This window comes from Cytobacillus oceanisediminis (assembly GCF_004366035.1).
GTDB classification, from domain to species: domain Bacteria; phylum Bacillota; class Bacilli; order Bacillales; family Cytobacillaceae; genus Cytobacillus; species Cytobacillus oceanisediminis_C.
Window position 1 is genome coordinate 37,191 of the sequence record NZ_SOEE01000002.1, and the last position, 26,460, is coordinate 63,650.

Genomic DNA, 26,460 nt, shown 5'->3' on the forward strand with positions numbered 1-26,460 from the left:
AGGGCAAAAAAAACTGCTGAATATTCATGGAACATACCAAGCGTTTTTCTTATTATCTTCTATAAAGCTCTTAATTTTAAAAACAACATCCGTTCCGATATGCATTTCAACTTCACTAACTTTCATCCGGATCAGTTTCTCTTCAACCCCAATTAGTTGATAAAACTCCATTAAAACCTGATGATCCTGGTAGAGTTTTTGGCCAATCTCCAATCCAGCTTTTGTCAAAGTAACTGTTCCATAGGGCTGAAAGTGAATGTAACCTTCTGTTTTAAGCTTACCGGCCATTTTAGAGGCAGCTGAGACGGTGACTTTCAATACCTTTGCAATGCCGGATATGGTCGCATGCCCATGTGCTTCCTGTAATAGATAAATCTCGAGAATATATCTCTTTGAACTAATGGGGATCACATGTTTCACCTGCTTGCTGGAATAGTGCCCTATACTACTGGGTCAAGCCTTCTTTAATGGTTTTAATATTCCATTCCATCATCGAGATGTACGTATCGCCATCCTCACCCGGCTTTGCCAGAGAGTCTGTAAACACTTTTCCCATGATCGGAACATTGGTTTCATCGGATACGGCTTCCATGCTTCTTGCGTCAATGCTGGTTTCCAGGAAAAGTCCTGTAATTTCTTTTTCATTAATAATATCCACAATTCTTGTAATTTGCTCTGGTGTTCCCTGGTTTTCCTGATTGATTTCCCAGATGTATTCTGCCTGGAATCCGTAGGCTTCACTGAAATATTTAAAAGCACCTTCACTTGTAACGAGTACCCGTTCGTTTTCTGGAATTTCATTAAATTGTTCGACTGCCTCATCATGCAGCTCTTGCAGCTTTGCGATGTATTCTTCCGCGTTTTTTTCGTAAACCTCTTTGTTGTCTGGATCTGCCTTGATAAGTCCATCTCTGGCATTTTCCGCGTACTTGATTCCATTTCGGATGTCCAGCCAAGCATGGGGGTCTTCTTCACTTTCTTTGCCTTTTGTGGTTAAGTGCATCGCATCAACGCCTTTGCTCATAAGGAAGACTGGCGCATCTTTACCGTCTTTTCCGGCAGTTTCCATCAATTTATTGAACCATGAGTTGCCGGCTTCCAGATTCAGGCCGTTGTAAAATACAGCATCTGCATCGGTTGTTTTTTGCACATCCTCAGGAAGCGGGTCATATTCGTGGGGATTGGAGCCAATAGGTGCTAAACTATGAATCTCAACCAAATCCCCGCCTACATTTTTGACAATGTCATACACAATCGAATAGGTAGTCACAACCTGGATTTTCCCATCTTCATTGGATGATGTGCTGCTTGTTCCGCTGCTGCAGGCTGACAGGAATAACACAGAAAGAAGGGGTGCTGCTAATAAAAGAAAGCCTTTTTTAATCATAGTCTTACCTCCAGAGAATTTTGATTTTATTAAAATTAAACTAATGAAGCTCTCTTCTTCTTTACTTTCAGCGTTTTCCATATTAACCCATGCTTAGGTGAGAATAAGAAAACGAGAATAAAAATAGCAGTGGATGATATAACTATCGTTGCTCCTGAAGCTAAGTTGTAGGTAAAGCTAAAGTAAAGTCCCACGATGGATGAAATCACACCAATGCCAGACGCAAGGAAAATCATCATCCACAGCCGCTCGGTTAACAGATAAGCTGCCGCTGCAGGGGTTATCAGCATGGCAACAACAAGGACAATCCCAACTGTCTGGAGAGATGCAACGGTTACCATCGTCAAGAGAGTCATTAGGAAATAATGAATGAAACGCACTGGCAGTCCGTAAGCTGCTCCCATCGTTTCGTCAAACGAGGTGACCAATAATTCTTTGTAAAAGAGGTATACAGCTGCCAATACAATCAGGCTGATGCCCAGTGTGATCCACATGTCTGATAATCTTACAGCCAGTACATTACCAAATAATATATGGTATAGATCTGTACTGCTTTTAAGCATGGTAATAATAATGATTCCTGAAGCAAATGCCGCTGTAAACATAATTCCAATTGAGGTATCATGCTTTATCCGGCTGTTTTGGGATACAAAACCAATGGCGATAGCTGTAGTTACTCCGCTTATGACTGCGCCAAAGAAGAAGTTGACTCCCAGCATATATGAAATAGCGACGCCTGGAAGGACGGCATGTGATATGGCATCTCCCATGAGAGCCATTCCTCTGAGGATGATAAAGCACCCAATGACTCCGCAGATAATTCCTACCATAACCGAGGTTAATAACGCTTTTTGCAGGAAACCATATTGCATGACCGCTTCAATAAAAGCCATTATAGCGACACCCCAATCTCATTCATAAAAGCAAATTGCCCCTTGTATGCTTTTGCAATAACTTCAGGTTTAAACACTTCTTCAACCGTCCCATAACTGATCAATTCCTTATTTAGCAGAATTAACTGATTGAAATAATCATTTGCTTTACTTAAATCATGGTGTACCACAATAACGGTTTTTCCTTGTCTGCAGAGCTCCTTCAAAATTTGCACTATGGTTTCCTCACTGGATACATCAACTCCAACAAAGGGCTCATCCAGAAAGAACAAATCCGCTTTTTGAGCAAGTGCCCGCGCGAGAAAAACTCTCTGCTGCTGGCCGCCTGACAGTTCCCCAATCTGCCTTTTGCTGAACTCCTGCATGCCAACTCGCTGAAGACATTCCATGGCCCATTCTTTATCCTTTTTCTTTGGACGGCGGAACAGTTTTAAATGGGGGTAGGTCCCAATAAGAACCGCATCAAGTACAGTGATTGGGAAATCCCAGTCAATGTCATTCCGCTGGGGCACATAGGCGATACTCTTGCGCACTTCTGCAATGGGTTTCCCCATCACTCTTACAGCACCTTTATCCTTTGGTATAAGATTTAACATCGCTTTTAAAAAAGTCGATTTGCCTGCGCCGTTCGGTCCGATAATTCCTACCAGATTACCAGTATTAACAGAAAGGCTAACTCCTGTCACCGCTTCATTTCCAAAATAGGAAACATGCAAATCCTCTATGCTTATTGCTGGATCCTTCATCATTTTAGCCCCCTTTATTTTCCAAATTTAAATTAATTCAAATTAATTGTTTTTGCACAATTATAAGTCACGCGGACAAGATTTATGGATTCATTAAAAAGTTTTGCCTTAATGCAAATTATATGCAATTACTAAACAATGTCAACACAAAATAATTATTTTTACAGAAAGTTTAATCTTGGCATTAAAATAGGGGAATTATGAAAACAGGCTCTGGCAATCAATTTGTTTAATGGTAAAATTAGGGGTGTTATACTATCTTTATCAGTTAATAGATTGTAATTTTGTAAATATATGAAACTTTTTACCCTTTTTGATCGTTTAAATAGTATAAGGCGGGATATGTGCTTATGATCGATGATGTGTGGACTGCCCTGATGGTTATGATCTTTTCTTACACATTAGGGAGCGTAACCGGTGCTTATTATGTAGTTAAATACATAGCAAAAGAGGATATAAGAATAAAGGGGAGCGGGAATGTAGGGGCTACCAATGCAGGCAGAGCAATCGGCAAGAAGGGGTTCTTGCTGACAATAGCCATTGATGCAGTAAAGGCATGGGCAGCTTTATATGTTACTGGACTTATATTTCAAGGTGATGGTTTATTCATTCTTAGTGCTTTTTGTGTACTTATTGGCCATTTGTTTCCCATTCAGCTGGGTTTTCATGGTGGAAAAGGAGTGGTTGTCTACTTGGCTTCTGCCTTGTTTTTGGAACCGGTGACAATAGCGATAATGGCTATCACGATGGGAATTGCCTATGCGGTTCTCCGGAAGTATACACTATCAGGTTTTATCGCCATGGCTTCAATTCCCATAACAGCCTGGGTGATTGGTGATTCATTCATCATTTCTGCAGGCCTTCTGCTGCTGCTTTTGATTGTTTTAATTTCCCATACCCATTTCATCATGCCTAAACATAGGAGGTAAACTGTGAATATAATCTGTAAAATCGCAACCGAACCTAATGAATTTGAACAGATTCATCAGCTGAACTACCAGACATTTGTGGAAGAAATTCCTCAGCATAAGCAAAATGAAGATCAGCATTTAATTGATAAATTTCATAAAGAAAATACATATGTCATTGCCAAGTTTGGCGAGGAAGTTGCAGGAATGATCGCGATCCGTGCCAAAAGGCCATTTTCGCTTGATTATAAGCTTCCTAATCTCGAAGAATACTTGCCTGTAAAGGGAGAATTTTGTGAGGTCCGTTTGCTGTCAGTCAAAAAAGAGTTTCGCAGCACCCGTGTATTTTATCAGCTTTGTGAAAAGCTTGTAGAGCTTTGCCTCGAAAAAAATTATACGATGGCGCTGATTTCGGGCACGGTCAGACAGCTGAAATTGTATAAGCGGATGGGGTTTCTGCCTTTTGGCCCTCTGACAGGTGAGGATGGAGCCCAGTTTCAGCCCATGTATTTAACAAAAGAGAATTTCGAACGTTCAACGAAAGCCTTTGAACGCTTAATGGCCAGAAATTCGGTACCCGCCGATCAGCATTCATTTTTGCCGGGTCCTGTGCCCATTCATCCAAAAGTGAAAAGGGCTTTTTCAAAAGAAGCCGTATCTCATCGCAATCATGATTTTATCAGCGGTTTGCAAGACTTGCGTTCTCAATTATGCAAGATGACAGATGCCAAATATGCTGAAATTGTTGTTGGCACGGGAACGCTTTCCAATGATCTTGTGGCAGCACAGCTGAAAAACATCGAAGGGGATGGGCTGATCCTGGCCAATGGTGAATTTGGCTTTCGTCTCATTGATCATGCAAGAAGGTTTCAATTATCTTTTCATACAATTGAAAGAGATTGGAATGAGCCTATTGCCCACGAGGAAATAGCTTGCATGCTGAAAGAAAACCCCTCTATAAAATGGGTGTGGACTGTGCATTGTGAAACTTCAACTGGGTATGTATTCGATATCAGAGGCATTCAGGAGCTATGCGAGGAGCATGGTGCCGAGCTGTGCGTGGATGCATGCAGCACGGCCGGAATTTTGCCGTTGAATCTTAAGAATATTTATTTTGCATCGACCGTCAGCGGAAAGGGATTTGGTTCCTATCCGGGTCTGGCAATCGTATTCCATCGTGACAAGATTAAAGGGAACAGTGCAGTTCCAAGATACTTGGACTTAAAGATGTACGAAGAAAACCAAAGCATTCCATACACCCATTCTTCCAATCTGGTCAGCGCATTAAAAGAGAGTATAAAGCTGATAGATTATGAAAAATTAAATCTTTTGGCTGGAAAAGCAAGGATGAGGCTGAAGGACAGCGGATTTTCCGTTCTAGGGGACGAAGATTATTCCCCTGGCATCCTGACTATCAGTTTGCCGCAGAGCATTTCCAGCAGGGAATTTGGCGATGCATGCAAACAGAAAGGAATTCTTTTAAGCTATGAAAGCGGGTACCTCCTTGAAAGAAATTGGGTTCAGGTGGCTCTAATGGGGGCACAGGAAGAGCAGAAGGTCATGGCATCCCTCGAAATGATGGCAGGTATTTTAGAAAAACAATATGAAAAGCGGTATGATTATGAAGTTATTTAAAAGGCTTTCACCCATTTGGTTTGCCGTCCTTTTAATCTGGATTAAAACGGTCATTGTATCCTTTATCGGATTTAATCTGCATCCGGAGAACTGGACTGATATTTTATTTATGATTTTAAGCCCGATCGGGGCCATAATGGTCATTCTTGGAGTTAATATTTATTTTAAGCGAAAAGTGAAACCGGCAGCCATTTTTATAACAATGGTTATTTTGACGGGCATTCTTTTTGGGGATTTGCTTTATTATCGTTTTTATACTGATTTTGTAACCGTTCCGATCCTTTTTCAGTTTAAAAATGTCGGAGGGATTGGACCGAGTACACTTGAATTGATTAGCCCGTGGGATCTTCTGTTATTTGCTGATCTGGCCGTTTTTTGGCTTTTCTATATAAAAAGAAAGTCAGTACATGAACAAATCACTGCTAAGTCAAAAAGAGTATACACGGCTGTCAGTGTGTTATTTATATTCATGACCATCATTCTCGGCATGGTGAAAGTGCCTCATTTATTTTCGGAATCCTATAATCGCCAGCAGCTTGTTAAGCATATAGGTTTGTATCAGTATCATCTCTATGATATTGGCATCGCCGCATCATACCCGCTCAATCGCGCTTTTGCCAGTCCATCTGATGCAGAAGCCTCAGCGGAGTATGTCCAATCCCAAGAAGATAAGCCATCAGATTATTTTGGTGCGGCAAAAGGAATGAATGTCGTTCTGATTAGTATGGAGTCCACACAGAATTTTGTTATCAATCAGAAGGTGAATGGCCAGGAAATAACCCCATTCCTTAATTCACTGATTGAAGACAGCTTTTATTTCAGCCAGGTATATGATCAGACAGCACAGGGGAAAACGTCTGACTCGGAATTCATGATCGATACAGGCCTTTATCCATTATCCAGCGGATCTGCGTTTGTCAGAAAAACGGAGAATGCTTATCGAAGTCTGCCGCATATTCTATCTGATGAGAAGTATTACTCAGCTGTTTTCCATGGGAATGACGCTTCGTTCTGGAATCGGGAGGCCATGTATGATTCTCTGGGGTATAATCGTTATTTTTCTAAAGCCGATTATTTGGTCACTGAAGAAAACTCAGTGAACTACGGCATTAAGGATATCCCATTCTTCCAGCAGTCCATTCAGCATCTGGAGAAACTGCAAAAGCCTTTCTATGCCAGATTTATTACATTGACAAACCATTTCCCATTCTTGCTGGAGGAGGAAGATCAGTTCATTCCTGAGTCCAGCACGAGTGAAATGGTCGTCAACCGCTATGTGACAACCGTTAGATATCAGGATGAAGCCATTAAAACATTCTTCCAGGATTTAAAATCAAGCGGACTCTATGAAAATACGATGTTTGTATTGTACGGCGACCATTATGGCATCTCGGACAAATACGAACATGGCGTTCTGGAGCTGCTGGGACAGGAAGATACCATAGTTAATCGAATGCAGCTGCAGAGTGTGCCGCTGATTATTCATGTGCCAGGTGTGGAAGGCAAAACGTTTTCGAACATTGGCGGGGAAATTGATATCAGGGCAACAATCCTACATCTGCTCGGCATTAGTGCTGAGGATAACTTCAGCTTCGGGCATAACCTTTTTACAAGGGATCCCAATCATCCAGTTATTTTCCGGGATGGAAGCTTTATGGCTAAAGACTATTTTTACAAATCCGGTAAATGCTTCAAAAGCGAATCGGAAGAAGAAACAGATATCGCCAGCTGTGAACCGTTAATGGATATCTCAAGAAAAGAGCTAGGGCTATCTGATGACATTGTGCATGGAGATCTGATGAGGTTTATGGAATAATTGTTGGAGGAAAAGCATGCATGGAAGTGTTTGGGTTTATATTTTTGTGGGGAATCCCATTGCTGCTGCTTTGGAGCTTTATCCTAACGCTTGTCGAAGTTAAGAGAGCAGGCAGCGAAGGACAGTTCCTGGGCAGGACGCTGACATTTATTGGCGGAATTTATCATTATACCATTTCTTCATTTGCAGCATGGATTGGTTTGATTGCCATCGCATTTGGTATTGCAGCCCTGGTAGAGGGGGCCATTTTCGGAGCATTATTTTTTGGTTTATTTGGTGTTTTTATGGTTTATAACTTTTTTCCGAGATTGAATATGCCGGAATGAGATGGAGGTATGTCCTTTTGGGCATGCCTTTTATTTTGGCTGTTATCATAAAATTGATCAGCCCTTACGCTATGCTCATGTAAACATGAGAAACAGATACCTGAGTAAAGGGCCTGTACATTTCGGACTCGATAAGAAGAAATTTTAGGGTAAGAGTCCGTCTTCGGACAGAAAAAGTGAAAATAAGAGGGAAGGAATCCGAAGTTGGTGCGACTTCGGACAGGAGAAGAGGAAACAGGAGGGAAAGAGGTCCGAAGATGGTGCGACTTCGGACAGAAGAAAAGGAAACAAGAGGGAAAGTGTCTGAACCTGTTGCAACTATGGACCGAAAGTTAGCGAGCAAGTCAGAACCCGTTTCCTGGAATATTCTAAAACGACAGACCCTCTTTATTAAATACTCTGCCCCAGTTTTAAAACTGTTTTGCAATAGAACGATAAATCTGCTTAATCGTTTCCATGTGCAGCGCTTCATGATAAAAGCCGAACAAAAAAGCTTCCCCGGTTGTGTAGAATGTAATGCCGCCGCGGTTTGTGAAGGGACTTGGCAGTTTGTGTTCCATACGCCCATGAAGAAATGTCTTTATTCTGGATTTTTGTTCGGTTAAGACAGATGCAATTTCGTCGAAAGTATGCGGTGGTTCGGTCCAATCGGCAGGCTTAGTCCCAGCGCCAAATAACTGTTCATAGTTCTTCGGGACGTTCATTTCTTCACCTGATATTCCAAAGACAAGCTTTTCCTGCACAAATGCAATATGCCCGAAGTTCCAGCGGATGCTATTGTTAAATCCTTCTGGAATGATATCGGCCATTTCTTCAGGAATCCGTTTGATCGATTTTTCAGTAATGCCCCGCACTGTTTCCATATGTTCAAAAATAGTCTGTTCCAATACACTCACCCTCCATAATCATGCTCATTGCATAATGTTCTAGGAATTCACTTCATTTTCCTACATCTATATTTATTTTTTTCTTAAAAGAGCTATGAATGAAAATTAATAACCTTAAGTCTCAAGTCCTATAAGCATATACAGCGCAGGCTTCTTAATCTAGAGACCGTGTTTCTTTATTATAAAAATATAAACATATTTTTGATAAGGAGATACGTTATGTCTAATCAAAAAATCTATATACTCCTTACGGATACCGGAACGTTATTTACCCGGCTTATTAAGCTTTACACAAAAAAGCCGTACAATCATGCTTCTATCTCACTTGATCCTGAATTAAAAGAAGTGTACAGCTTTGGCAGAAAAACAGCGAAAAATCCATTCATAGGCGGCTTTGTTAAAGAAAATATACGAGGAGAATTTTTTAGCAACTCTAGATGTACAGTCATTAGCTGTTCTGTTACAGACGCACAGCAGAACAAGCTTAAAGCATTCATAAATAAGATAGAATCTGAGAAAGACGATTACGGATATAATCTGCTGGGGCTATTTGCGATCATGTTTAATAAACAACTCTCAAGAAATAATGCTTTTTTCTGCTCTCAATTTGTAGCAACTGTCCTACAGAGGTGTGAGATTGTCCATTTTACTAAACCGCCATCGCTGGTTATACCGCATGAGTTTATGGAAATGGAAGCTTTCCATGTTGTTTTTAAAGGAAATCTGAAAGAGTATTTTTTGAATTTAGACAGCCGGACTATAGATATAAACACATACATTTCATCCCCCGACCAGGAACAGTTCGGACAATCAATGGCCATTTCCTAAGGTGACTGCAATGAATTCCGATTCTTTTTATACGCTAAAGGTGTCATATTCATAGACTTTCGGAATTTTTCAATAAAGTAACTGCTGCTGTTGAATCCTACTTTAAAGGCAACTTCTGTTACATTGGAGTCTCTTTCTTGAAGCAGAGTGAGACTTTTTTGTATGCGATAATGAATCAGGTAGTTAATGGGTGTCGTCTTTAAGATTTTTTTAAAATATCTGCAGCATTCAGAATTGCTCAGTCTGCCGGCTTTGGCAATATCGGCAAGAGAGACTTTTTCAGCGAAATGCTGATGGATCCAATTCAGCATTTCCTTCATCCGAACATGCTTTTCAACTTCAGCCTGGCTGTATTCCAATTGGAATCCGTTCCTGATTAACTGCTGCCAGATGACCGTCAGCAGACTGGTTATGTTAATCTCATAAAATGGAGAGTTTTCATTAATTAGTTTTTTGATTTCTATGATGCTGTTTAATATGTTTTTCCCCCATTCCTCGCTGTGTTTCAGGATTATGTAAGGAAGATTTGTTGCTGATATGTACGGATATACATAGCTGCTGAATAACTCCTGCGGGAGAAGGAAGTGAGGGGAGACATTTAAACAAATATAAACGCAATCTCCGCTAACATCCTCGGCTGAATGAAGACACCCGCTATTGATGAAAATGCCGTCTCCTTCTTTTACCAATAATTTTTCTTCATTGATTTGGACCATAGCTTCCCCTTTTACAGTATGGATAAATTGAATTTCCTCATGCCAGTGCAAAGGGATTTTGCCATGGATATTATCTGCAATCTTCGTTTCGTAGCTGGCCACCGGCAACACCACCGTCCTGTGGCTCGTCAATTCTTTCAGGCTTTTATCCACTTTAAAATCTTTAATCTGCAAAAGAGCCACCTCAATATAGTTATATTTTTTTATTATATTCAGCTATATTTATCACAGGATTTGGATTATTATAACACTATTATTATATTTAAGGTGGAATATAACATGAATGGACGTTCAAGGAGCACGGGTTTATTGCTTGTTATTTTTGGAGCTTCATTTTGGGGTATTGGCGGAACAGTTGCCCAAAAGCTTTTTCAGGAATTTGGAATCTCTGTTGATTGGCTTGTCACTGCCCGGCTTCTGACAGCAGGCATTCTTCTGTTAGCCGTACAATTTTTAATGAAAGACCGCTCACAGGTATTTGGAGTATGGAAGAATAAGACGGCAGCCATCATGCTCTTAATCTTTGGCCTCGCAGGCATGCTGGCTGTGCAGTATACCTATATGGCTTCAATTCATCATGGCAATGCGGCTGTTGCCACATTGCTTCAATATCTTGCACCGGCTATGATTATCATTTACCTGGTTCTGCGGAAACAATCCGTATTTTCGAGGCAGGATTTTGTAACAGTTTCTCTTGCTTTAGCGGGATGTTTTTTTCTATTGACTAACGGTTCCGTCTCTCAGCTTTCCGTACCGGCACCTGCTGTTGTGTGGGGAGTTCTATCTGGTGTGGCACTCGCGTTTTATACTTTGTACGCCATCCCGCTGCTGAAGGAATATGATTCCCTTGTCGTTGTTGGATGGGCGATGGTCATTGGCGGATCTGCATTGAGTTTAATCCATCCCCCATGGCAAATGGATTTTGGCAGCTTAACAGCTGAAGCTGGACTGTACTTGTTTTTTGTCATTATTTTTGGAACGATGCTCGCATTCTGGTTTTATATTGAAAGTCTCCAAACCCTTTCTCCAACAGAAACCAGCCTCTTAAGCAGCCTGGAGCCCCTCGCGGCAGTATTTACTACTGTTATCTGGCTGAATGAACCTTTCGGCATGTTCCAGTGGGCGGGAACAGCCTGTATCTTTGGCATGATTCTGCTGCTGGCTTTAAATAAACAGAAACCTGCAAAGAACAGTCATTGTTCTGAAAATGAGGAACCGTTAAGAGTGAGCTGAAAGCCAGTCCCTTTAGAAGGGGGCTGGTTTTTTCTTACTTGGGCTTGGAGCGGAGGTTGGACAACAAAATGATTTCGCTCATAAATCCAAGAAATTCGCTCATAAAAAAGGATTTTCGCCCATAAACCGAAGAAAATCGCTCATAAAAAAGGATTTTCGCTTATAAACCGAAGAAAATCGCTCATAAAATAAAAGTTTCTCCCATAAGAAACAAAAATCGCTTATAACAAAATATTTCCGCTTAAAACCTCTAAAATCTAAAATCTTAATAAATTCTCTTCTATAATTTTGCTCACACTAAGCATTATATTTTGCTAAATTTATTTCGGTTGTTAAAATAAAATCAATTCTTCATGAAGGAGATTATAAAATGACTAATATACAAATACCTGTTTCTGTTTTGAATCTTGCTCCAATACGAGAGGGGAAGGACAGCAGGCAGGCAATCGAGGATCTAGCCGATCTGGCTCAGGCAACAGAGGAGATGGGCTACAAACGCTATTGGATAGCAGAGCATCATAATACTCCAACACTGGTCAGTTCTGCCACTGCTATTTTAATAAAACATGCATTGGAACATACAAAAACCATTCGCATTGGTTCAGGCGGAATCATGCTGCCGAACCATGCACCATTAGTTGTTGCCGAGCAGTTCGGAACGATGGCGACGATTTATCCGGATCGTGTTGATCTTGGTCTTGGAAGGGCACCTGGAACGGATATGATGACAGCTAATGCGCTTCGCCGCTCGAAAAATGATTCTGTTTATACATTCCCGGACGATGTTAAGCAGCTGCTGACATACTTTGGTCCGTTAGAGGAGCAAAGTTATGTTAAAGCACATCCGGGAGTGGAAACGAACATTCCAATTTATATTCTTGGCTCTTCGACAGATTCTGCCTATTTGGCTGCAGAGCTGGGGCTTCCTTATGTATTTGCCTCACACTTTGCTCCAAGATGGATGGAGGATGCCATCCGGATCTACCGTGCCAACTTTAAGCCTTCGAAGTATCTTGATAAACCATATATGATGGTATGCTTAAATGTCATTGCAGCGGAAACGGATGAGGAAGCCGAATTCTTATCAACCACGATGAAGCAGTTCTTCTTGAATGTTGTCAGAGGAACTTCCATGAAATTGAGCCCGCCAGTCGATGACTTGGATTCGATCTGGAACCCAATGGAGAAGGAAGCGGCAGAGGGAATGTCAAGCGTGACCTTTATGGGGAGCAAAGAAACAGTCAAGGGGCAGCTGGAGCAATTCCAGGATATGTACAATGTCGATGAAATCATGGCGGTTTCTTATATCTATGATGAAGAAAAACAAAAACGTTCATATGAAATATTTAAGGAAATTACAGACGGCAAATGAGCGGGGAAATAATCCCCGCTCTTTTTTTATAGATTTAAAAGGTTTTGAACTTCTTTACAAGTCCAGTTCAAACCATACATGCGATGTCACAAGACGATCCTTCAAAAAGGGGAAGAACCCCTTTCTTTCGAGGCTCGTCTTTTTGCTTGTGGTCTTGACAAGGAAGGCTGCGCCAGAATAATCAGTACAAAGCCAAAAGCAGCAGCTTTAGGGAGTATTTGGTCATGAAGACATTGCCGCGGGTTGTGGCTTATTTAATCTGCGTACCCTTAGAGGGCAAGGAGCTTCCGTTTATCATATTTCTCGGGAAAGCGCAGGATTAGACTTTTCTTGCGCTGAAAGGTCGGATAATGGCCCTTTGTGGCGAAATCGTTGCGCTTACATGAAAAAATAAAAGACTGCATTGGGAACTCTATAAAAATTTTTTAAACATGGTATTTAAATGGATGTTTATATGCAAGAAGTGGAAGCCTAATCACATTAGAAAAATTCCTGTATGGAGAACATGATTTTAGCTATTTAAAGGGTGAATAAAATGTGGAAAGCCATCGTTTCCCATCTGCCTGATTGGGAAGTTTTTTTGCAGAGTTTTGCTGTGATCATTGTACCGATAGGGATTTCAAGGTTTTTTCACAAAATCGGACCTTCAAAGGAGGGTTCTTGAATAATGAAAATGTCCCAAATAAAGAAAAAACCTATTAAAAGCAGTACCATGAAACATGAAAAGAAGAATGAGGATGAAGGCCCTTATGAACTAACGGGTGAAATTCAAAGAGATCTTCAACTATTTAAAAAGGAAATCGGACATAATTCGGACGTTCATTTTCGTGAATTTAATATTGGGCTAACGAGTATACGGGCAGTACTAATCTATGTTGATGGCCTTTCCGATAAAGAACTGATTGATAAACATATCATGAAGTCGTTAATGCAGGATTTTACAGATGCAAAGGGTGATGGAAGGCACGAGGCAAAAGAGAAATTTACAGTCGATTATATAAAAAGTCATATTCTGTCCCTTGGTGAAATCTCTGCTGCCTCCAATATAAAAGATACGGTGCCGCAAATTTTAAAGGGATCAGCTGTACTACTCCTCGACGGAGCCTTTGAAATGCTTATATTGGGTATTGCAAATGGGAAAACAAGGAATATTGAAGAGCCTGTTTCCGAGCAAGCTGTCAGAGGACCGCGTGAAGGCTTCACAGAAAATCTCAGCGATAATACAGCTCTCTTAAGGAGAAACGGCGGAACAGAAAAACTGATATTTTCAAAGTTTATAGTCGGAAAGCGCTCCAATAAAGATCTTATTGTTGCTTATATTGAAGATATTGCTAATCCAGCAATAGTTGAGGAAGTAAAGTCCAGAATTCAGCAAATTGACATCGATAATGTGATGGAATCTGGATATGTCGAACAGCTTATCGAGGATAATTTTATGAGTCCTTTTCCCCAAGCGCAGAATACTGAACGTCCAGATAGAGTGAATGCTGCTTTAATGGAAGGGCGGGTAGCGATCCTCCTTGATGGCACTCCTTTTGCACTTCTTGTTCCCGTAACATTCAGCATGATGCTGCAAGCATCTGAGGATTATTATGAACGGTGGATTTCCGGCTCACTTATTCGATTATTGCGTTTTGTGGCCATCTTTATTTCACTTTTTGGGCCGGCACTTTACATCTCTTTCGTTTCATTTCATCAGGGTTTGATCCCGACTAAATTAGCGATGTCCATAATTGGCACCAGGGACGGGGTACCTTTTCCTTCTATAATAGAAGCTCTGATTATGGAAGTGGCAATTGAAATTCTTCGTGAGGCCGGGCTGAGGCTGCCAAAGCCAATTGGTCCTGCAATCGGCATTGTCGGGGCCTTAATTATTGGGGAGGCTGCAGTTTCAGCTGGAATTGTCAGCCCGATTATGGTCATAGTAGTTGCGGTTACAGCTATTTCATCTTTTGCTATTCCTGAATATAGCTTGGGGATTTCTCTGCGTTATCTTCGTTTTGTCTGCATGTTTTTTGCTGCTGTTTTTGGTTTATATGGGGTTATTTTGTTTTTCCTTTTTATCAGCAGTCATTTAGTCAAGCTCAAGAGTTTTGGGGTACCCTATATCAGTCTGGCAGTTCCTTACCGGCTGAGTGACTGGAAGGACTTTATCGTACGGTTCCCGTTAAAAGTTTTGAAAGAAAGGCCAAGTATGCTTCACCCAAAGGACCCCACCCGGAAAGGATAGACTATTTCACAGGAGGTTATCCGCTTGAAAATTGGTTCAAAGGAAAAGCTTTCAAGTCCTCAAGCTGCTGTCATCCTGGTTAATTATATTCTTGCTGCAGGCATACTTACTTTACCGCGATCTTCTGCAGAAAAATTGGAATCGCCTGATATCTGGATGACAGTAATTCTCGGCGGTCTATTTGCAATGGGAGCTGGGATAATAATCGTAAAGCTTAGCCAAAGGTATCCTGGCAGGACTATTTATAAATATAGTCAGGAAATTGCAGGCAAATGGGCAGGCAGTTTCCTCGGCTTAATTATTATCATTTATTTCTTTAGCCTCGCTGCCTATGAAATAAGGGTTCTTTCAGAAGTAACAAGTCTATTTCTGCTGGAAGGCACCCCTATTTGGGCGATCATTATGCCATTTATGTGGATAGGCCTTTATCTGATCGGCGGCGGTATCGATCCAATTGCCCGTTTATTTGAACTCATTCTTCCGATTACCGTAATCATTTTTCTAATTGTCATAAGCATGAGTATGGGAATCTTTGAACTAGATAATCTCCGTCCTGTTCTAGGTTCGGGAATTACTCCTATAATAAAAGGCGTGAGTACAACAGTTGTCGCGTTTTTAGGAATCGAGATTATGCTTATTATTGTTGCTTTTATGGATAAGCCTGCCCAGGCAGTGAAAGTAGTTTTGATTGGCACAGGAACTTCGATGTTCTTTTATTTGATTACAGTGGTGATGGTTATAGGCGGGCTGTCTGTGGATGGCGTTTTAACCAAAACCTGGCCCACGATTGATCTGATCAGGAGCTTTGAAATTCAAGGGCTTATTTTTGAAAGATTTGAGTCTTTATTGCTGACAATTTGGATAATGCAAATCTTTACAACCTATACAATCACCTTTTATGCAGCTTCGCTGGGCCTTTCTCAAATCTTTAAAAAGAAGATCGGCCCATTTCAGTTTGGCCTGCTGCCTGTTATCTACCTGATAGGCATGATTCCTGCAAATATGAATGAGGTGTTTGCAATGGGGGACATGATCGGCTATTCAGCATTAATTCTATTTGGTGTTCTGCCCCTGGCCTTGCTTATCATTTCAAAAATAAAGGGTGATAAAGCATGAAAATGACTCAGAAAGTCCTGATTTTTATACTGGCGGTTATATCTTTATCGGGCTGCTGGAGCAGCAAAGAAATCGAGGAACTTGGACTGATAATAGGAACGGCAATTGACTTGGACAATGAAGGGGAATTTGAGGATCGGCAAAGCGGGATTGACAATGGTAATGTTTTTAAATTAACGAATCAGCTTATTACGGCAGAGACAGCCAATAATGCAACGAATGGCGGGCAATCACAGGTGAGGGCCTATAAAAATATTACAGAAACAGGAGAAGCGGTTCTCCCTGCGTTAAGAAATATGATTCTGCGAATTGACAAACGTGCTTTTGGAGAACATGCAAAAGTCATTATTATTGGGGAGGAACTTGCCCGCGGCTATAATCTTGAACAGGTGCTGGATTTTTTCCGCAGGGAACAGGAGATGCGGTCAAGTACGCTAATTGTTATTGCCAAAGGCAGTGCAAGTAAAACCCTGGAATCTGCCGAGCCAACTGTTATTCCTGCAATCCAGCTTGTCGAAATGATACAAGGTAAGGAACGAAGCACGAAAATCCTTACTCCCATGCCAATCGCTAAAATGGAAGGACAGCTGAATTCAGGAAATAGCTTTCTAATACAGACAGTTTCGACAGAAAATAACGATAGAAAGCTTACCGGTGCTGCAATGATTGACGGTAATACAAAAACACTCCGGGCATTCTTGAATGATACGGAAACTGAAGGAGTAACCTGGATAAAAGGGAAAGGGAAAGGCGGGCTTGTAAGGAGCTACGATGAAGAAGACAGTCAGCCAATTGTATATGAGAGTTTGTCGATGAAAAGTAAAATAAAACCTTCTGTACAAGGAGATTCGATTTCTTTCACGGTTAAAATTGAAACAGAAGGGCGTATAGGCGAGCATTGGGATATAAGTGGAAAAGCATTTGACAGCAAATACATGAAAAAGGCGGAAAAAGCTACAGAAAAGGAAATTGAGCGTTTGGTAAAAAATGTACTGGAGAAAACGCAGGAAGAATATAAAATGGATGTGCTGGGATTTGGAAGAAGCCTTCAAATCAGCCATCCCCAGGTGTGGAAAAAGGTTAAAAATAATTGGGATGAAACCTTTAGCGATATACCGGTCGAATTCAGCATTAACGTCTCAATCAAAGAAATGGGTACATCTCGCTAATTAAAGGGCGGCTGCCATTCATTGCAGCTGCCCTTTTATGGTTCAATATATTCTTCTTTATAAAGGGCAGGATTGGCTGCAGTATTCAAACTCTGTGCAGATGCCCACAAATTCGCAAGGAAACGCGGCATCATCTGCTGTGAAGGAAGAGTGCCATATCTGGAAAAGTAAACAAACAGTTTTAAATAAGTTCTTGCATTATGGGGCAGGTGAATTTCCCTTGCGTAGTATTCATTTTCAGTGATGGTCGCAAAAGAACGAGTTTCAAAGCCTGAAATAAACCTTGTGTTTTTTCCTTTGTATTCATTTTGAATGTAATGGATTTTTTTTATAATCGCGGGATCATCAGTGCCATCATAATTGGCCAGTCTTGCCTGCCGAAATGCGGGAACAGAAGACAGGTTTTCTGATAGAGCCAAAGCGTGCCCATATGCTTTATCATGTCCTTCATATAAGGGCTTGAGATTTACATTCTCCATGTTATCCACCAGTGGAAGTTCCTCATTTTTCAAATAGGGCGGCCTGAAAATTTGTCTGGATAGCATTAGCTCATCATGTGAATCACAAACAAATGAAGTAAAAAAATACCACTGCCCATTGTCATCCATGCTGAGATCATAATCCTGTCCTTCTTTTTCAATCCGGTAATCAATAAAGCGGTCTTCACGGTCGAAAGTAAAATCTGATTGCTCTTTTTCTGCTGGCCTGAATCCAAAAGGAATCTGAATCGGTATACAAACCTCAGAGAAATATTGATTTTTCATGCTGATACACACCTTACATGTTTTTTTTTAGTTTTCCCTGCTATAGAAAATACCCTGCAGAATTCTTAGTCAGGCCAAAAAGTAAGGATAAATTCCTTTAGTTATATAAAAATAATAAAAACGCATGGAAAGGACATCGAGAATGAAAAAATGCATTTTTCTAGTCTTCAGTCTTGCATTAATCTGGCAATTCAATTGGACCTCTGTACAGGCCGAAAACAATCCCCGCAATATTTATGAGGTAAAGAAGGGAGATACCCTTACATTGATCGCAAAAAAATATGGATCAACAGCAGGGAACTTAAAGCAATATAACGGCCTGCAGTCAGACAGACTTTTAATAGGACAAAAGCTCCGAGTTCCAATCATGTACAAAGTGGCTCCCGGAGATACACTCTGGAAGCTGGCGGAAAAATTTGATTCCTCCGTGCAGGCGATTAAAGCAGCTAATGGGCTATCTGCCAATGGTTTGAATGCAGGGCAAAAATTAAAGATAGTTCCTGAGAAATTAGCCATGGACGGAAAGTTCGTCCTGATGACGAGAGAGGAATTTCGCGATTGGATTTTCAATCAGAAATTTACGAGAAAAGTGGCCAAGGTTCAGCAGCATCATACCTATCAGCCATCTTACAGACAGTTCAATGGCTCAAATCATTTTGCTTTAATGAAGGGAATGGAGGAGTATCATGTGAGCGGGATGAAGTGGAGGATGATCAGCCAGCAGCTGACCACTTTCCCGGATGGAAAGGTGGCTGTGGGGCGGCCGTTCGATATAGTACCGGAAGGATCATTCGGACTGCAGAATAAAGAAGTCATGCACAAGATCGAAGCGGATGCGATAGCAATTGAAAATCTCGGCAATTTTGATGATAATCATATGACTGCTGAACAAAAAGAAACGATCGTGACAGTCACAGCTCTTCTGATGATGAAATATGGCCTGGCACCATCCATTGACAGCATCACCTATCATCATTGGTGGGATATTAACTCCGGTGAACGGGTGCTGGATAGCAGTCATGGTCATGCAGTGAAAACCTGTCCAGGCACTGATTTTTTTGGCGGGAATTCGACTGCAAGCGCTAAGAATAACTTTTATCCTCTAGTCAGGAAAAAAATGCAGGAAATCAGGGGAACATTGCACTAATGAGAAAAACCCGCAGCTGGTGCGGGTTTTTCTCATCGCTTTTTCTTTTTCTTTTTATCATCTTCTGCTGCAAGCTTCGCTTTATTTACACTTTCAAGCTCTACCTGCACATGGATTTTCCTTTCATCTGCAGCCGTTACGCTGGTCACTATGCCTTTTCTTCCTTTGATCTTAACCTGTTCGCCTTGATTTGGAACACTTTTGCGAAGCTGATTTAATAAAACATTTCTCCCATCAAGATAATATACCGTAAACATTCTCATCACGCCTTTTTTCTATGGAATGTGGTACAAGTTATTGCACCTTTCCTATAAAATATAGGCTTAGTGATAAAAATAGACCGATTATATTTATTTTTTTAAATAACAGTTGCGAACGTACGTTCTTTGTAGTAAAATCGATTTTGTATCAAATGTTAAGAAAAGTGAAAAAATTAGGGGAGCTGATTAAAATGACAGTTAAAGTGATTCCTTATTTAGTGATGGACGGAAATGCAAATGAAGCAATTGAATTTTACAGAGATGCATTAGAAGCGGAAGTTTTGTATAAGCAAACATTTGAGGAAGGTCCGGAAAACCCTGAATATCCACTTCCTGAAGAAGCAAAGAACCGCATTATGCATGCAACTGTTAAGGTTGGGGAGAATGAAATTATGTTTAGCGATACATTCCCTGGCCAGAATCATCAAATAGGCAATCAGGTGACCATTTGCCTCTCTTCATCTGATTCTCAAAAATCGAAGAAATTTTTTGAAGCTCTGCAGCAGGGCGGGCAAGTAACGATGCCTATTCAGGAAACATTTTTCAGCCCTGCATATGGCAGCGTAATCGATAAATTCGGAGTGAATTTTCAAATTTACACGGAGGGCGAGCATTAATTCGTTCAGATATAAAGAACCCACAGGAGTTAGATTATGAGCATCGTTAATTATCTTGGATGTAGTGTTATATTGCCAATTAGTGATCCAGAGAGTGATGATGAAATCATCATAGGTGATTTCTTCTCTGATGAAAAAATGCGAGCAGAGGTACATAAACATCTATCATCAAAATATATCTACGAAGTAACCTCTAATCAGCACGGCAGTATTTGGTTTAATAAATACTACAAACAGGATTATCCAAAAAGGGCAAGAAGAAGGGCAGCGAATATTTAAATCATTATGTGCTTTTTTAGATCAGCACCTTGCCTCGGGAGATTATTGTGAATTGTATACCTGCTGGGTTGGCGACGAATCGGAGGAACCCGAATACAAGGACAGCATAAACCTTCATGACTTTGATATCAATAAGATTGAAGTGTATGAAAAATCCCTGCTTGTCTTAAAAAAATAACTGTCTGATTGAGCCCATTCCTTTATGGAGGAGGAATAGGCTCTTTTTTTAATGAACTTGTTTATGTTGGCATATTCATAGTTCATGAAAGAAATATCTATCAAGAGAAAGAGAGAGAATTTTTATGATAATAAAATCAAAAGAATACATAGTTAAAAATTTAACCTATATTATTAGATCTGCTGTCGAGGAAGATGCATAGGAACTTTCTAAAGTAAGGGTGCAGATTGATGGAGAAACAGAGTATATGGACCGGGAAGCAGGCGAAGCATACATAGATGAAGCAGGTTTTAAAGAGTTAGTTACGAAGGATTCCATCAGCGGCCGGAATATATTCCTTATTGCTGGAGTGAATGGGAAAATTGCCGGCTTCTCCAGATGTGAAGGCAGCGAACTGAAAAGAAGCGGTCATAAAGTGGAATTTGGTGTATGTGTGCTCAAGGAATTCTGGGGCTTTGCTATTGGAAAAAACCTTTTAGTACAGTCTATTAAATGGGCGGACTCTAATCATATTAAGAAGATTACTTTAAATGTTCTTGAAACAAACAAGAAAGCGATTAAAATATATGAGCAAAATGGCTTTGAAATTGAAGGAATATTAAAAATGGATAAGCAATTGTCTGATGGCAGCTATTACAGCACCATAGCAATGGGCAGGATTAATGATAAAAGATGAATATTTTTGGCTCTAACTCTTGTAGCGAACACATGAAGAGCTATAGCATAAAACACGGCTGAGCCGGCCACCAAAGCACTTAGGTTCGCTGTTTATTGGATATCAAATCCCGGTTTTCATATTCGGACCCCGGAAATACTTCTCTTCATTTCCGCAACTCCGTACCTCTTATTTATTTATTGAATATAATTTAACATACGTCAGCTAAGGAGTATGTTATGGACAATCAACTAAAAGAGATCGTCGGAGCCACTTTAGCTGCGATCGGAACGATCATTTCTGCTGTCTCAACCATACCCGCAAAGTCAGAAAAAATGGAAAAACTCTTTGATGGCCTTGATATCGTTGGAAACAGCCTCCAAGGAACAGGTAACGCTCTTCAGGCGGATGGGCAAAGCGGACCATCACTTGAAAAGGTCGGCAATGAGATACAGGCAATCGGAAACAGTATTGTTGTTGCCGGATTAACTTTAGACTTAGAGAATGAAAATGAAGAGAAGTTAGTGATTGCAGGAAATTGGCTTCAGGCTCTTGGCGGAGCGGCAGCCCTTGGAGATGAATTTGAAGATCCCACTGCAGCGGGCCAGATTTTTAATATAAATGGCAATCTGCTTCAATCGATTGGCAATTCACTTCAGGCATATGGAGGCACGATAAATCTCAAGGAAAAAGAGAGGGGTGGATCAGAAGAAAGTGCGAATAATATTATAGCAGTTGGAAGCTGGATTCAGGCAGTCGGATCTGTCTTATCCCTAATCGGCACGATTCAGGAGGAGAATCAGGAGATTTCTTCTGAGAGCAGTGAAGAAAACAATGAACCTGACTCAAAATCTTCTGTATGGCTAAATGAAGAACTTCTTTAGAGAGGGGTAATCATGTATCTAGAAGGAGATGATCTATTAACTATCGGAGCTTATTTTTTGGTTGCGGGTACATTTATTTCAGCAATTGGTGAAACTATGAAGCCAGATGAAAATAATATCAGCAAAAAGTTAATCCGGGACGGAAACGGAGTCCAGGCGGTTGGCAATAGCCTGCAGGGATTTGGAAGAATAAGCGCAGCTGAAGGGAATGAAGAAGCAGCAAATTTATATGGAATAATTGGGAGCTTTACGCAGGCAGGCGGCAATTCCATCAACACTGCCGCAAACAATATCGAAATTCAAAATCCATCAGTTTCTGTGTCAGGCTTTAATTCACTGGGCAGTACCATTCAATCGATGGGTGCAGCATTGGAAGCTGCGGGAGTTGCAAACGTAGAAAACAATATGCTCAGCAATCTCGAAACTCTGGGTTACTCATTAATTTCCGTATCGGCCATCCTCGACGCTGTAGGAATTCTTATAGAAGATGAAGAGAGCATACAAAAAAGACTGATTCTGGCTGCAGGGGGATGGCTGGAATTCATAGGTGCCACTCTTGGCGCTTATGTAATAATCCAGGCACCTGAGGAAACAGTATGATTTCGCATTAATAGAGAAAATAAATGGTTATCATGATGATATCAGTTGATATGTGTCGAATATCACCATGCTAGCAGGTGCTATCTTTGTGCGAATGTATGAAAAACCTGGAATAAACCTACTCCAGGCAAACTTACACTTTTATTATACCCCTTCAAACAAAACGGCAACTCCGACGCCTCCTCCGCTTCCAATGGCAGCTAATACATATTTGGAAGGAGGTCTTCTTTGGACTTCATAAAATAATTTTGTAATCATCACAGCACCTGAAGCTCCATAAGGGTGGCCAATCGTTAGAGCACCCCCATTAACATTCAGTTTTTCATATGGGATGGAAAGCTCATTGGCGCATGCTGCGATTTTTGAAGCGAATGCTTCATTAATTTCGATTAAATCAATATCGTCGATTGTTAAATAATTTCTTTCCAGGATAGCTTGTATGGCTGGGACTGGCGCAGATCCCGGATAGTTGGGGTGTACACCAGCTACTGCACTATCGGCAAAACGCAGAATGGGCCTGTATCCATTTTTTTCTGCTGTTTCTTCCTCCATTAGCAGCACAGCAGATGCTCCATCATGGATACCGCAGCTATTGGCTGCTGTTACAGTGCCATCCTTTTTAAATGTAGGCTTTGCACGTTTAAGGAGAGTCTCCATTTTTCTTTTTCTAAAAAACTCTTCATCATGCAGATGGCTTCCAATTGGGATCATTTCTTCGGCCAGCACTCCCTTTTCAAAAGCTTTCCAGCTCCGTTCATAGCTCAATTGTGCATATGTATCCTGACTTTCCTTTGAAATGTTGTATTTCTCGGCTACATTTTCCGCTGCTGCACCCATATCGGGGTCTCCGATTTGGTCCGGGGAGAAGCGGGCTCTTTTGGAAAAGGGGGAGGTGCTGGCACTTTCCGTACCACCCGCTATATAACAAGTCCCGGCACCTCCCTGGATGTAATAGCATGCCAATCGAATGGCTTCAAGACCCGCACTGCATTGCCTGTCCAGGGTTAGGCCCGGAACAGAAAGAGGAAGTCCAGCTTCCAATGCTGACAAGCGGGCGACATTCCCGCCGGGTCCTACGACATTACCCAAAATGACGTCATCAATTTTTTCTTCCATACCTTCAGCCAGATATTTCAGAAGCGGGGCAGCAAGTTCATGAGGCTCATAGTCCTTAAGCATCCCATTTAATTTTCCAATAGGTGTTCTTTTTGCCTGTACAATCACTGCTTTCTTAATGGCTAATCACCTTTCTTTCGATGGCTTCCTTCAGCTGGGCACGGGCAATTTTTCCGCCGGCTGTGTAGGGCATTTCTTCTGTGAAAATCCATCTGCGCGGAACCTTATAAGAGGCTAAATGTTTTTTACATAGGCGCTTTAACTCAAGTGCATCTGTTTTGCCTTTGATGACTGCAGCTGCAATTTGCCCCCAATATTGATCCTCCAGTCCAATCACAGCAGCCTCCTCGACATCCGGGTGCAAACTGATTACTTTTTCAATTTCTTCAGGAAAGATATTAATAGCTCCATATAATATCATGTTTTTTTCACGGCCGCTGATGTATAAATATCCTTTATCATCAACATAGCCCATATCATCAACGGTGGCCCATCCATCCTGATCCTGTATGGACTGGATTGTTTCATTTGAAAGGTATCCATCGAAAATAAGTTCGCTTCTGACAAATATTTTGCCAATTTCATAAGGAGCGAGCTTCTTGCCTTCTGTTCCTCTAATTTCGATTTCAACACCATAGCAGGGCTTTCCGACTGATCCTGCTATATTTTCATCCGCAAGAAATGTTACATAGCTCAATTCACTAGCTCCATAGAATTCAATCATTGAGAGCTGGTGGAATATTTTGCTGATTTCCAGCTTCGAAGTTTCATCCCATTTCGCACCTGAGGAAAAGATTTTTATCGGTTTCTCTATGATTCTTTTTTCTTTTAAAATAGCTGAAACCATCGTCGGAACTGTATAAAGTGTGCTGATGGGCTGGTCCTCGATACATGAGAGAACCTGGGGTGCACTGAATTTTTCGAGCAGGTGAACTGTTCCGCCCGTACAAAGCGTACTTACAGCTCCATACAAAAAGTGAGAGTGGATAAGTGCGCCTGGAATTAAGACGTTTTCCTGCTCATCCATTTTGAAATCATGCTGATTAACCTTAAAGCTGGCCGCCCAGGATCTATGGGAACGGATAAAGGCTTTAGGGCTGCCGGTCGTGCCTGAAGTAAATCCCATATAAAACGGGCTGTTAGTTTCTGAATCGATGTGAAACGAAGCGCTCTGACGGCGAATTTCCTCCAGGGCATCCTCCCAGATAAGCACGAAAGGGTGCAGGCGGGCAATCTGATCATAGTATTCTTTACCTGTGATCACGATAGAAGGGTTGGATATTTCGATCCGCTGGCTAAGTTCTTCGGCCTTCCATTTTAAGTCAAAAGGTACAGCAGTCCATCCAGCCATGGAGGCACCTGTGAATAATTGCAGAAAAGGAATTCCATTTGGCAGCAGGATTGCTGCAGATTTATTGGTTACAGATAAAGAATTAAGCCAGTTAGCAGTTTTGCAGAGATGAGAGCTCCATTCTTTATAGTTTAAAGTTTGGCTTTTCGAAATGATTGCTGCTTTATATGGAGAATCATCGGCTATTTTTTTTATATTTGCTGTGATATTTGTCAACGGGTTGTTCCTCTCCTTATGGAAAAGGAGACACCTTATAGTGTCTCCAGAGATTTAGAAAATTGCTTATTTATAATCGGATGCTTGAGCAGTCTGAATACCAGGAATGATGCGAGAGTCGCTTTCAATACATCTCCCGGGATATAAACCAGACTTAATTTGATAGCTTCTGCTAGAGGTATATTCATCATAAAGGCCTGTACCGGAATTCCAAAAAGATAGATAAGGAATATGCCGACAGTCAGGTTTATGAGCAGGATATTCTTTAATTTTAACGTTTTGAAGCGTGAGAGTAAATACCCGATAAAAAATGCTGTAAGCGGATAGGAAATCAAATACCCTGCACTAGGCCCGAAGAATACACCAATGCCGCCGCGGCCTCCTGATAATAATGGTGCACCCGCAGCAACCAACAGTAAAAACACTGCCATGCTGATTCCGCCAAGTCTGGCGCCTAAAATACCGCCGGCCAAAAGGACACCAAGTGTCTGCAGGGTAATCGGAACGGGTGTAAAAGATAGCATGATTGGGGGAACAAGACCAAGTGCTCCCATTACTGCAGCAAATAAAGCCACATAAGTCATCTCTTTAACTTTCATAATACCTCTCCAATTCAGATTAATAGGTTAACTGTTTTCATTTTATGGTTAACATAAAAGTTTGTCAACCTGAAAAAAACGAAGTTTACAATTGAGAGAAAGTCAGTTGGTGTAATGCTTGTAAGTCCACCAGTTTATGTTTACTGAATAGCTGCAGCTATTAAATATTAATGTTTATTTTATCTAAAATAAATCAAACTAAGCGGGTATCAAAATATTTTATAGGGGGTTATTTAAAGTGTCCAGAAAAAACAATACACCATCTGATCAAGTTGACCAAAAGGAATTATTGGACGATAAAGTGAAAGATGCCAGAAAAAACAACTTTGAAGAGGACCACGTACGCAGGGTTACATCAAATGGTGCACAAGGTCAATAAGTAACACTTAAAAGCTGAGTTGCAAAATTAAAAACCCGTTCTTATGATCGGGTTTTTATTATTGGTTCAGGAAACGTGTTAACCAAAGGCTGGGGCAATGATATAAGAGATAAGATATTTTTTGACTATTCAGTTGACTATTCCAGAATATGA

28 protein-coding genes and 1 pseudogene are annotated in these 26,460 nt (G+C 41.0%); 18 read left to right on the forward strand and 11 right to left on the reverse strand.

Going from position 1 to position 26,460, the window contains the following annotated elements:
• Positions 1 to 24: 24 nt before the first annotated feature.
• The 4 genes from DFO72_RS04560 to DFO72_RS04575 are packed head-to-tail and all read right to left on the reverse strand — an operon-like array spanning position 25 to position 3,026.
• A complete protein-coding gene (locus DFO72_RS04560; protein WP_243856061.1) occupies positions 25 to 411 on the reverse strand; it encodes a metal-dependent transcriptional regulator in 387 nt (128 codons plus the stop codon).
• A gap of 34 nt (positions 412 to 445) precedes the next feature.
• The gene (locus DFO72_RS04565) at positions 446 to 1,387 is read right to left on the reverse strand and encodes a metal ABC transporter solute-binding protein, Zn/Mn family (RefSeq protein ID WP_113881202.1); all 942 of its coding nucleotides are present in this window, start codon (positions 1,385 to 1,387) and stop codon (positions 446 to 448) included.
• A gap of 35 nt (positions 1,388 to 1,422) precedes the next feature.
• Positions 1,423 to 2,280, reverse strand: coding sequence for a metal ABC transporter permease (locus tag DFO72_RS04570; protein ID WP_113881201.1), 858 nt, complete (start codon positions 2,278 to 2,280; stop codon positions 1,423 to 1,425).
• The gene (locus DFO72_RS04575; protein ID WP_113881200.1) at positions 2,280 to 3,026 is read right to left on the reverse strand and encodes a metal ABC transporter ATP-binding protein; all 747 of its coding nucleotides are present in this window, start codon (positions 3,024 to 3,026) and stop codon (positions 2,280 to 2,282) included. Before DFO72_RS04575 ends, DFO72_RS04570 begins: the two co-directional genes overlap by 1 nt.
• A gap of 350 nt (positions 3,027 to 3,376) precedes the next feature.
• Between DFO72_RS04575 and DFO72_RS04580 the strand changes: the two genes are divergently transcribed.
• Genes DFO72_RS04580 through DFO72_RS04595 form a run of 4 tightly spaced genes read left to right on the forward strand, consistent with a single transcriptional unit; the run spans position 3,377 to position 7,711 of the window.
• The gene (locus tag DFO72_RS04580) at positions 3,377 to 3,955 is read left to right on the forward strand and encodes a glycerol-3-phosphate acyltransferase (RefSeq protein ID WP_113881199.1); all 579 of its coding nucleotides are present in this window, start codon (positions 3,377 to 3,379) and stop codon (positions 3,953 to 3,955) included.
• A 3-nt stretch (positions 3,956 to 3,958) separates the two neighbouring features.
• Positions 3,959 to 5,569, forward strand: coding sequence for an aminotransferase class V-fold PLP-dependent enzyme (locus DFO72_RS04585; protein ID WP_113881198.1), 1,611 nt, complete (start codon positions 3,959 to 3,961; stop codon positions 5,567 to 5,569).
• Complete coding sequence (locus tag DFO72_RS04590) at positions 5,556 to 7,385, forward strand: LTA synthase family protein (RefSeq protein ID WP_113881197.1); 1,830 nt, start codon at positions 5,556 to 5,558, stop codon at positions 7,383 to 7,385. Before DFO72_RS04585 ends, DFO72_RS04590 begins: the two co-directional genes overlap by 14 nt.
• A gap of 20 nt (positions 7,386 to 7,405) precedes the next feature.
• The gene (locus tag DFO72_RS04595; protein WP_113881196.1) at positions 7,406 to 7,711 is read left to right on the forward strand and encodes a hypothetical protein; all 306 of its coding nucleotides are present in this window, start codon (positions 7,406 to 7,408) and stop codon (positions 7,709 to 7,711) included.
• 410 nt (positions 7,712 to 8,121) lie between these two features.
• On the opposite strand, the gene DFO72_RS04600 is transcribed toward DFO72_RS04595, so the two are convergent.
• Complete coding sequence (locus DFO72_RS04600; RefSeq protein ID WP_113881195.1) at positions 8,122 to 8,598, reverse strand: DinB family protein; 477 nt, start codon at positions 8,596 to 8,598, stop codon at positions 8,122 to 8,124.
• Between the two features lie 219 nt (positions 8,599 to 8,817).
• On the opposite strand from DFO72_RS04600, the gene DFO72_RS04605 reads away from it, so the two are divergent.
• A complete protein-coding gene (locus tag DFO72_RS04605) occupies positions 8,818 to 9,426 on the forward strand; it encodes a hypothetical protein (RefSeq protein ID WP_113881194.1) in 609 nt (202 codons plus the stop codon).
• Here the strand turns inward: DFO72_RS04605 and DFO72_RS04610 are convergent.
• On the reverse strand, positions 9,423 to 10,316 hold the full coding sequence (locus DFO72_RS04610; RefSeq protein ID WP_113881193.1) for an AraC family transcriptional regulator: 894 nt from the start codon (positions 10,314 to 10,316) through the stop codon (positions 9,423 to 9,425). The two genes, DFO72_RS04605 and DFO72_RS04610, sit on opposite strands and share 4 nt — an antisense overlap.
• Before the next feature lie 105 nt (positions 10,317 to 10,421).
• On the opposite strand from DFO72_RS04610, the gene DFO72_RS04615 reads away from it, so the two are divergent.
• The 5 genes from DFO72_RS04615 to DFO72_RS04635 all read left to right on the forward strand — a co-directional run bounded on the left by DFO72_RS04615 (position 10,422) and on the right by DFO72_RS04635 (position 17,262).
• Positions 10,422 to 11,375: an EamA family transporter gene (locus tag DFO72_RS04615; RefSeq protein ID WP_113881192.1), complete on the forward strand. Its 954-nt coding sequence runs from the start codon at positions 10,422 to 10,424 to the stop codon at positions 11,373 to 11,375.
• Between the two features lie 370 nt (positions 11,376 to 11,745).
• Positions 11,746 to 12,747, forward strand: coding sequence for an LLM class flavin-dependent oxidoreductase (locus tag DFO72_RS04620; RefSeq protein WP_113881191.1), 1,002 nt, complete (start codon positions 11,746 to 11,748; stop codon positions 12,745 to 12,747).
• Positions 12,748 to 13,414: 667 nt separating this feature from the next.
• Complete coding sequence (locus DFO72_RS04625; RefSeq protein ID WP_113881190.1) at positions 13,415 to 14,977, forward strand: spore germination protein; 1,563 nt, start codon at positions 13,415 to 13,417, stop codon at positions 14,975 to 14,977.
• A gap of 24 nt (positions 14,978 to 15,001) precedes the next feature.
• On the forward strand, positions 15,002 to 16,093 hold the full coding sequence (locus tag DFO72_RS04630; protein WP_113881189.1) for a spore germination protein: 1,092 nt from the start codon (positions 15,002 to 15,004) through the stop codon (positions 16,091 to 16,093).
• On the forward strand, positions 16,090 to 17,262 hold the full coding sequence (locus DFO72_RS04635) for a Ger(x)C family spore germination protein (RefSeq protein ID WP_113881188.1): 1,173 nt from the start codon (positions 16,090 to 16,092) through the stop codon (positions 17,260 to 17,262). The genes DFO72_RS04630 and DFO72_RS04635 overlap by 4 nt, the downstream gene beginning before the upstream one ends.
• A 35-nt stretch (positions 17,263 to 17,297) precedes the next feature.
• On the opposite strand, the gene DFO72_RS04640 is transcribed toward DFO72_RS04635, so the two are convergent.
• Positions 17,298 to 18,026 (reverse strand): hypothetical protein, encoded by a 729-nt coding sequence (locus DFO72_RS04640; protein WP_243856062.1) that lies wholly within the window; start codon positions 18,024 to 18,026, stop codon positions 17,298 to 17,300.
• Between the two features lie 265 nt (positions 18,027 to 18,291).
• On the opposite strand from DFO72_RS04640, the gene DFO72_RS04645 reads away from it, so the two are divergent.
• Positions 18,292 to 19,173: a LysM peptidoglycan-binding domain-containing protein gene (locus tag DFO72_RS04645; RefSeq protein ID WP_243856091.1), complete on the forward strand. Its 882-nt coding sequence runs from the start codon at positions 18,292 to 18,294 to the stop codon at positions 19,171 to 19,173.
• 32 nt (positions 19,174 to 19,205) lie between these two features.
• On the opposite strand, the gene DFO72_RS04650 is transcribed toward DFO72_RS04645, so the two are convergent.
• Entirely contained in the window at positions 19,206 to 19,430 is a 225-nt protein-coding gene (locus DFO72_RS04650) for a hypothetical protein (protein ID WP_113881187.1), read from the reverse strand.
• 194 nt (positions 19,431 to 19,624) lie between these two features.
• Between DFO72_RS04650 and DFO72_RS04655 the strand changes: the two genes are divergently transcribed.
• From DFO72_RS04655 to DFO72_RS04675, 6 genes and pseudogenes are all read left to right on the forward strand, one after another.
• Positions 19,625 to 20,050 (forward strand): VOC family protein, encoded by a 426-nt coding sequence (locus tag DFO72_RS04655; protein WP_113881186.1) that lies wholly within the window; start codon positions 19,625 to 19,627, stop codon positions 20,048 to 20,050.
• A 36-nt stretch (positions 20,051 to 20,086) separates the two neighbouring features.
• Positions 20,087 to 20,329, forward strand: coding sequence for a hypothetical protein (locus DFO72_RS29840; protein ID WP_243856063.1), 243 nt, complete (start codon positions 20,087 to 20,089; stop codon positions 20,327 to 20,329).
• 52 nt (positions 20,330 to 20,381) lie between these two features.
• Positions 20,382 to 20,507 carry a hypothetical protein gene (locus tag DFO72_RS30340; RefSeq protein ID WP_258549801.1) on the forward strand — a complete coding sequence of 42 codons (126 nt, stop codon included), beginning with the start codon at positions 20,382 to 20,384 and terminating at the stop codon, positions 20,505 to 20,507.
• Between the two features lie 124 nt (positions 20,508 to 20,631).
• Positions 20,632 to 21,183 (forward strand): annotated as a pseudogene (locus DFO72_RS04665) (N-acetyltransferase family protein).
• A 218-nt stretch (positions 21,184 to 21,401) separates the two neighbouring features.
• Positions 21,402 to 22,046 carry a DUF6944 family repetitive protein gene (locus DFO72_RS04670; protein WP_113881185.1) on the forward strand — a complete coding sequence of 215 codons (645 nt, stop codon included), beginning with the start codon at positions 21,402 to 21,404 and terminating at the stop codon, positions 22,044 to 22,046.
• Positions 22,047 to 22,058: 12 nt separating this feature from the next.
• On the forward strand, positions 22,059 to 22,646 hold the full coding sequence (locus DFO72_RS04675) for a DUF6944 family repetitive protein (RefSeq protein ID WP_113881184.1): 588 nt from the start codon (positions 22,059 to 22,061) through the stop codon (positions 22,644 to 22,646).
• Between the two features lie 144 nt (positions 22,647 to 22,790).
• Here the strand turns inward: DFO72_RS04675 and DFO72_RS04680 are convergent, their stop codons facing one another.
• From DFO72_RS04680 to DFO72_RS04690, 3 genes are read right to left on the reverse strand one after another with little or no spacing between them, the layout of a single operon-like run.
• A complete protein-coding gene (locus DFO72_RS04680) occupies positions 22,791 to 23,882 on the reverse strand; it encodes an acetyl-CoA C-acyltransferase (protein WP_181782254.1) in 1,092 nt (363 codons plus the stop codon).
• A complete protein-coding gene (locus DFO72_RS04685; RefSeq protein ID WP_113881182.1) occupies positions 23,878 to 25,329 on the reverse strand; it encodes an AMP-binding protein in 1,452 nt (483 codons plus the stop codon). The genes DFO72_RS04680 and DFO72_RS04685 overlap by 5 nt, the downstream gene beginning before the upstream one ends.
• 35 nt (positions 25,330 to 25,364) lie before the next feature.
• Positions 25,365 to 25,928, reverse strand: coding sequence for a biotin transporter BioY (locus DFO72_RS04690; RefSeq protein ID WP_113881181.1), 564 nt, complete (start codon positions 25,926 to 25,928; stop codon positions 25,365 to 25,367).
• A gap of 238 nt (positions 25,929 to 26,166) precedes the next feature.
• Between DFO72_RS04690 and DFO72_RS29280 the strand changes: the two genes are divergently transcribed.
• Positions 26,167 to 26,307, forward strand: coding sequence for a hypothetical protein (locus tag DFO72_RS29280; RefSeq protein ID WP_166672419.1), 141 nt, complete (start codon positions 26,167 to 26,169; stop codon positions 26,305 to 26,307).
• Positions 26,308 to 26,460: the final 153 nt, after the last annotated feature.

Excerpts from the sequence above, each read along its gene's own strand:
- DFO72_RS04605 (WP_113881194.1), top strand. The coding sequence starts at position 8,818 with ATGTCTAATCAAAAAATCTATATACTCCTTACGGATACCGGAACGTTA.
- DFO72_RS04565 (WP_113881202.1), bottom strand. The coding sequence starts at position 1,387 with ATGATTAAAAAAGGCTTTCTTTTATTAGCAGCACCCCTTCTTTCTGTG.
- DFO72_RS29840 (WP_243856063.1), top strand. The coding sequence starts at position 20,087 with ATGAGCATCGTTAATTATCTTGGATGTAGTGTTATATTGCCAATTAGT.
- DFO72_RS04655 (WP_113881186.1), top strand. The coding sequence starts at position 19,625 with ATGACAGTTAAAGTGATTCCTTATTTAGTGATGGACGGAAATGCAAAT.
- DFO72_RS04595 (WP_113881196.1), top strand. The coding sequence starts at position 7,406 with ATGGAAGTGTTTGGGTTTATATTTTTGTGGGGAATCCCATTGCTGCTG.
- DFO72_RS04650 (WP_113881187.1), bottom strand. The coding sequence starts at position 19,430 with ATGTTTACGGTATATTATCTTGATGGGAGAAATGTTTTATTAAATCAG.
- DFO72_RS04580 (WP_113881199.1), top strand. The coding sequence starts at position 3,377 with ATGATCGATGATGTGTGGACTGCCCTGATGGTTATGATCTTTTCTTAC.
- DFO72_RS04670 (WP_113881185.1), top strand. The coding sequence starts at position 21,402 with ATGGACAATCAACTAAAAGAGATCGTCGGAGCCACTTTAGCTGCGATC.
- DFO72_RS04635 (WP_113881188.1), top strand. The coding sequence starts at position 16,090 with ATGAAAATGACTCAGAAAGTCCTGATTTTTATACTGGCGGTTATATCT.
- DFO72_RS04640 (WP_243856062.1), bottom strand. The coding sequence starts at position 18,026 with ATGAAAAATCAATATTTCTCTGAGGTTTGTATACCGATTCAGATTCCT.
- DFO72_RS04590 (WP_113881197.1), top strand. The coding sequence starts at position 5,556 with ATGAAGTTATTTAAAAGGCTTTCACCCATTTGGTTTGCCGTCCTTTTA.
- DFO72_RS04570 (WP_113881201.1), bottom strand. The coding sequence starts at position 2,280 with ATGGCTTTTATTGAAGCGGTCATGCAATATGGTTTCCTGCAAAAAGCG.
- DFO72_RS04675 (WP_113881184.1), top strand. The coding sequence starts at position 22,059 with ATGTATCTAGAAGGAGATGATCTATTAACTATCGGAGCTTATTTTTTG.
- DFO72_RS04575 (WP_113881200.1), bottom strand. The coding sequence starts at position 3,026 with ATGAAGGATCCAGCAATAAGCATAGAGGATTTGCATGTTTCCTATTTT.
- DFO72_RS04690 (WP_113881181.1), bottom strand. The coding sequence starts at position 25,928 with ATGAAAGTTAAAGAGATGACTTATGTGGCTTTATTTGCTGCAGTAATG.
- DFO72_RS04620 (WP_113881191.1), top strand. The coding sequence starts at position 11,746 with ATGACTAATATACAAATACCTGTTTCTGTTTTGAATCTTGCTCCAATA.
- DFO72_RS04615 (WP_113881192.1), top strand. The coding sequence starts at position 10,422 with ATGAATGGACGTTCAAGGAGCACGGGTTTATTGCTTGTTATTTTTGGA.
- DFO72_RS04625 (WP_113881190.1), top strand. The coding sequence starts at position 13,415 with ATGAAAATGTCCCAAATAAAGAAAAAACCTATTAAAAGCAGTACCATG.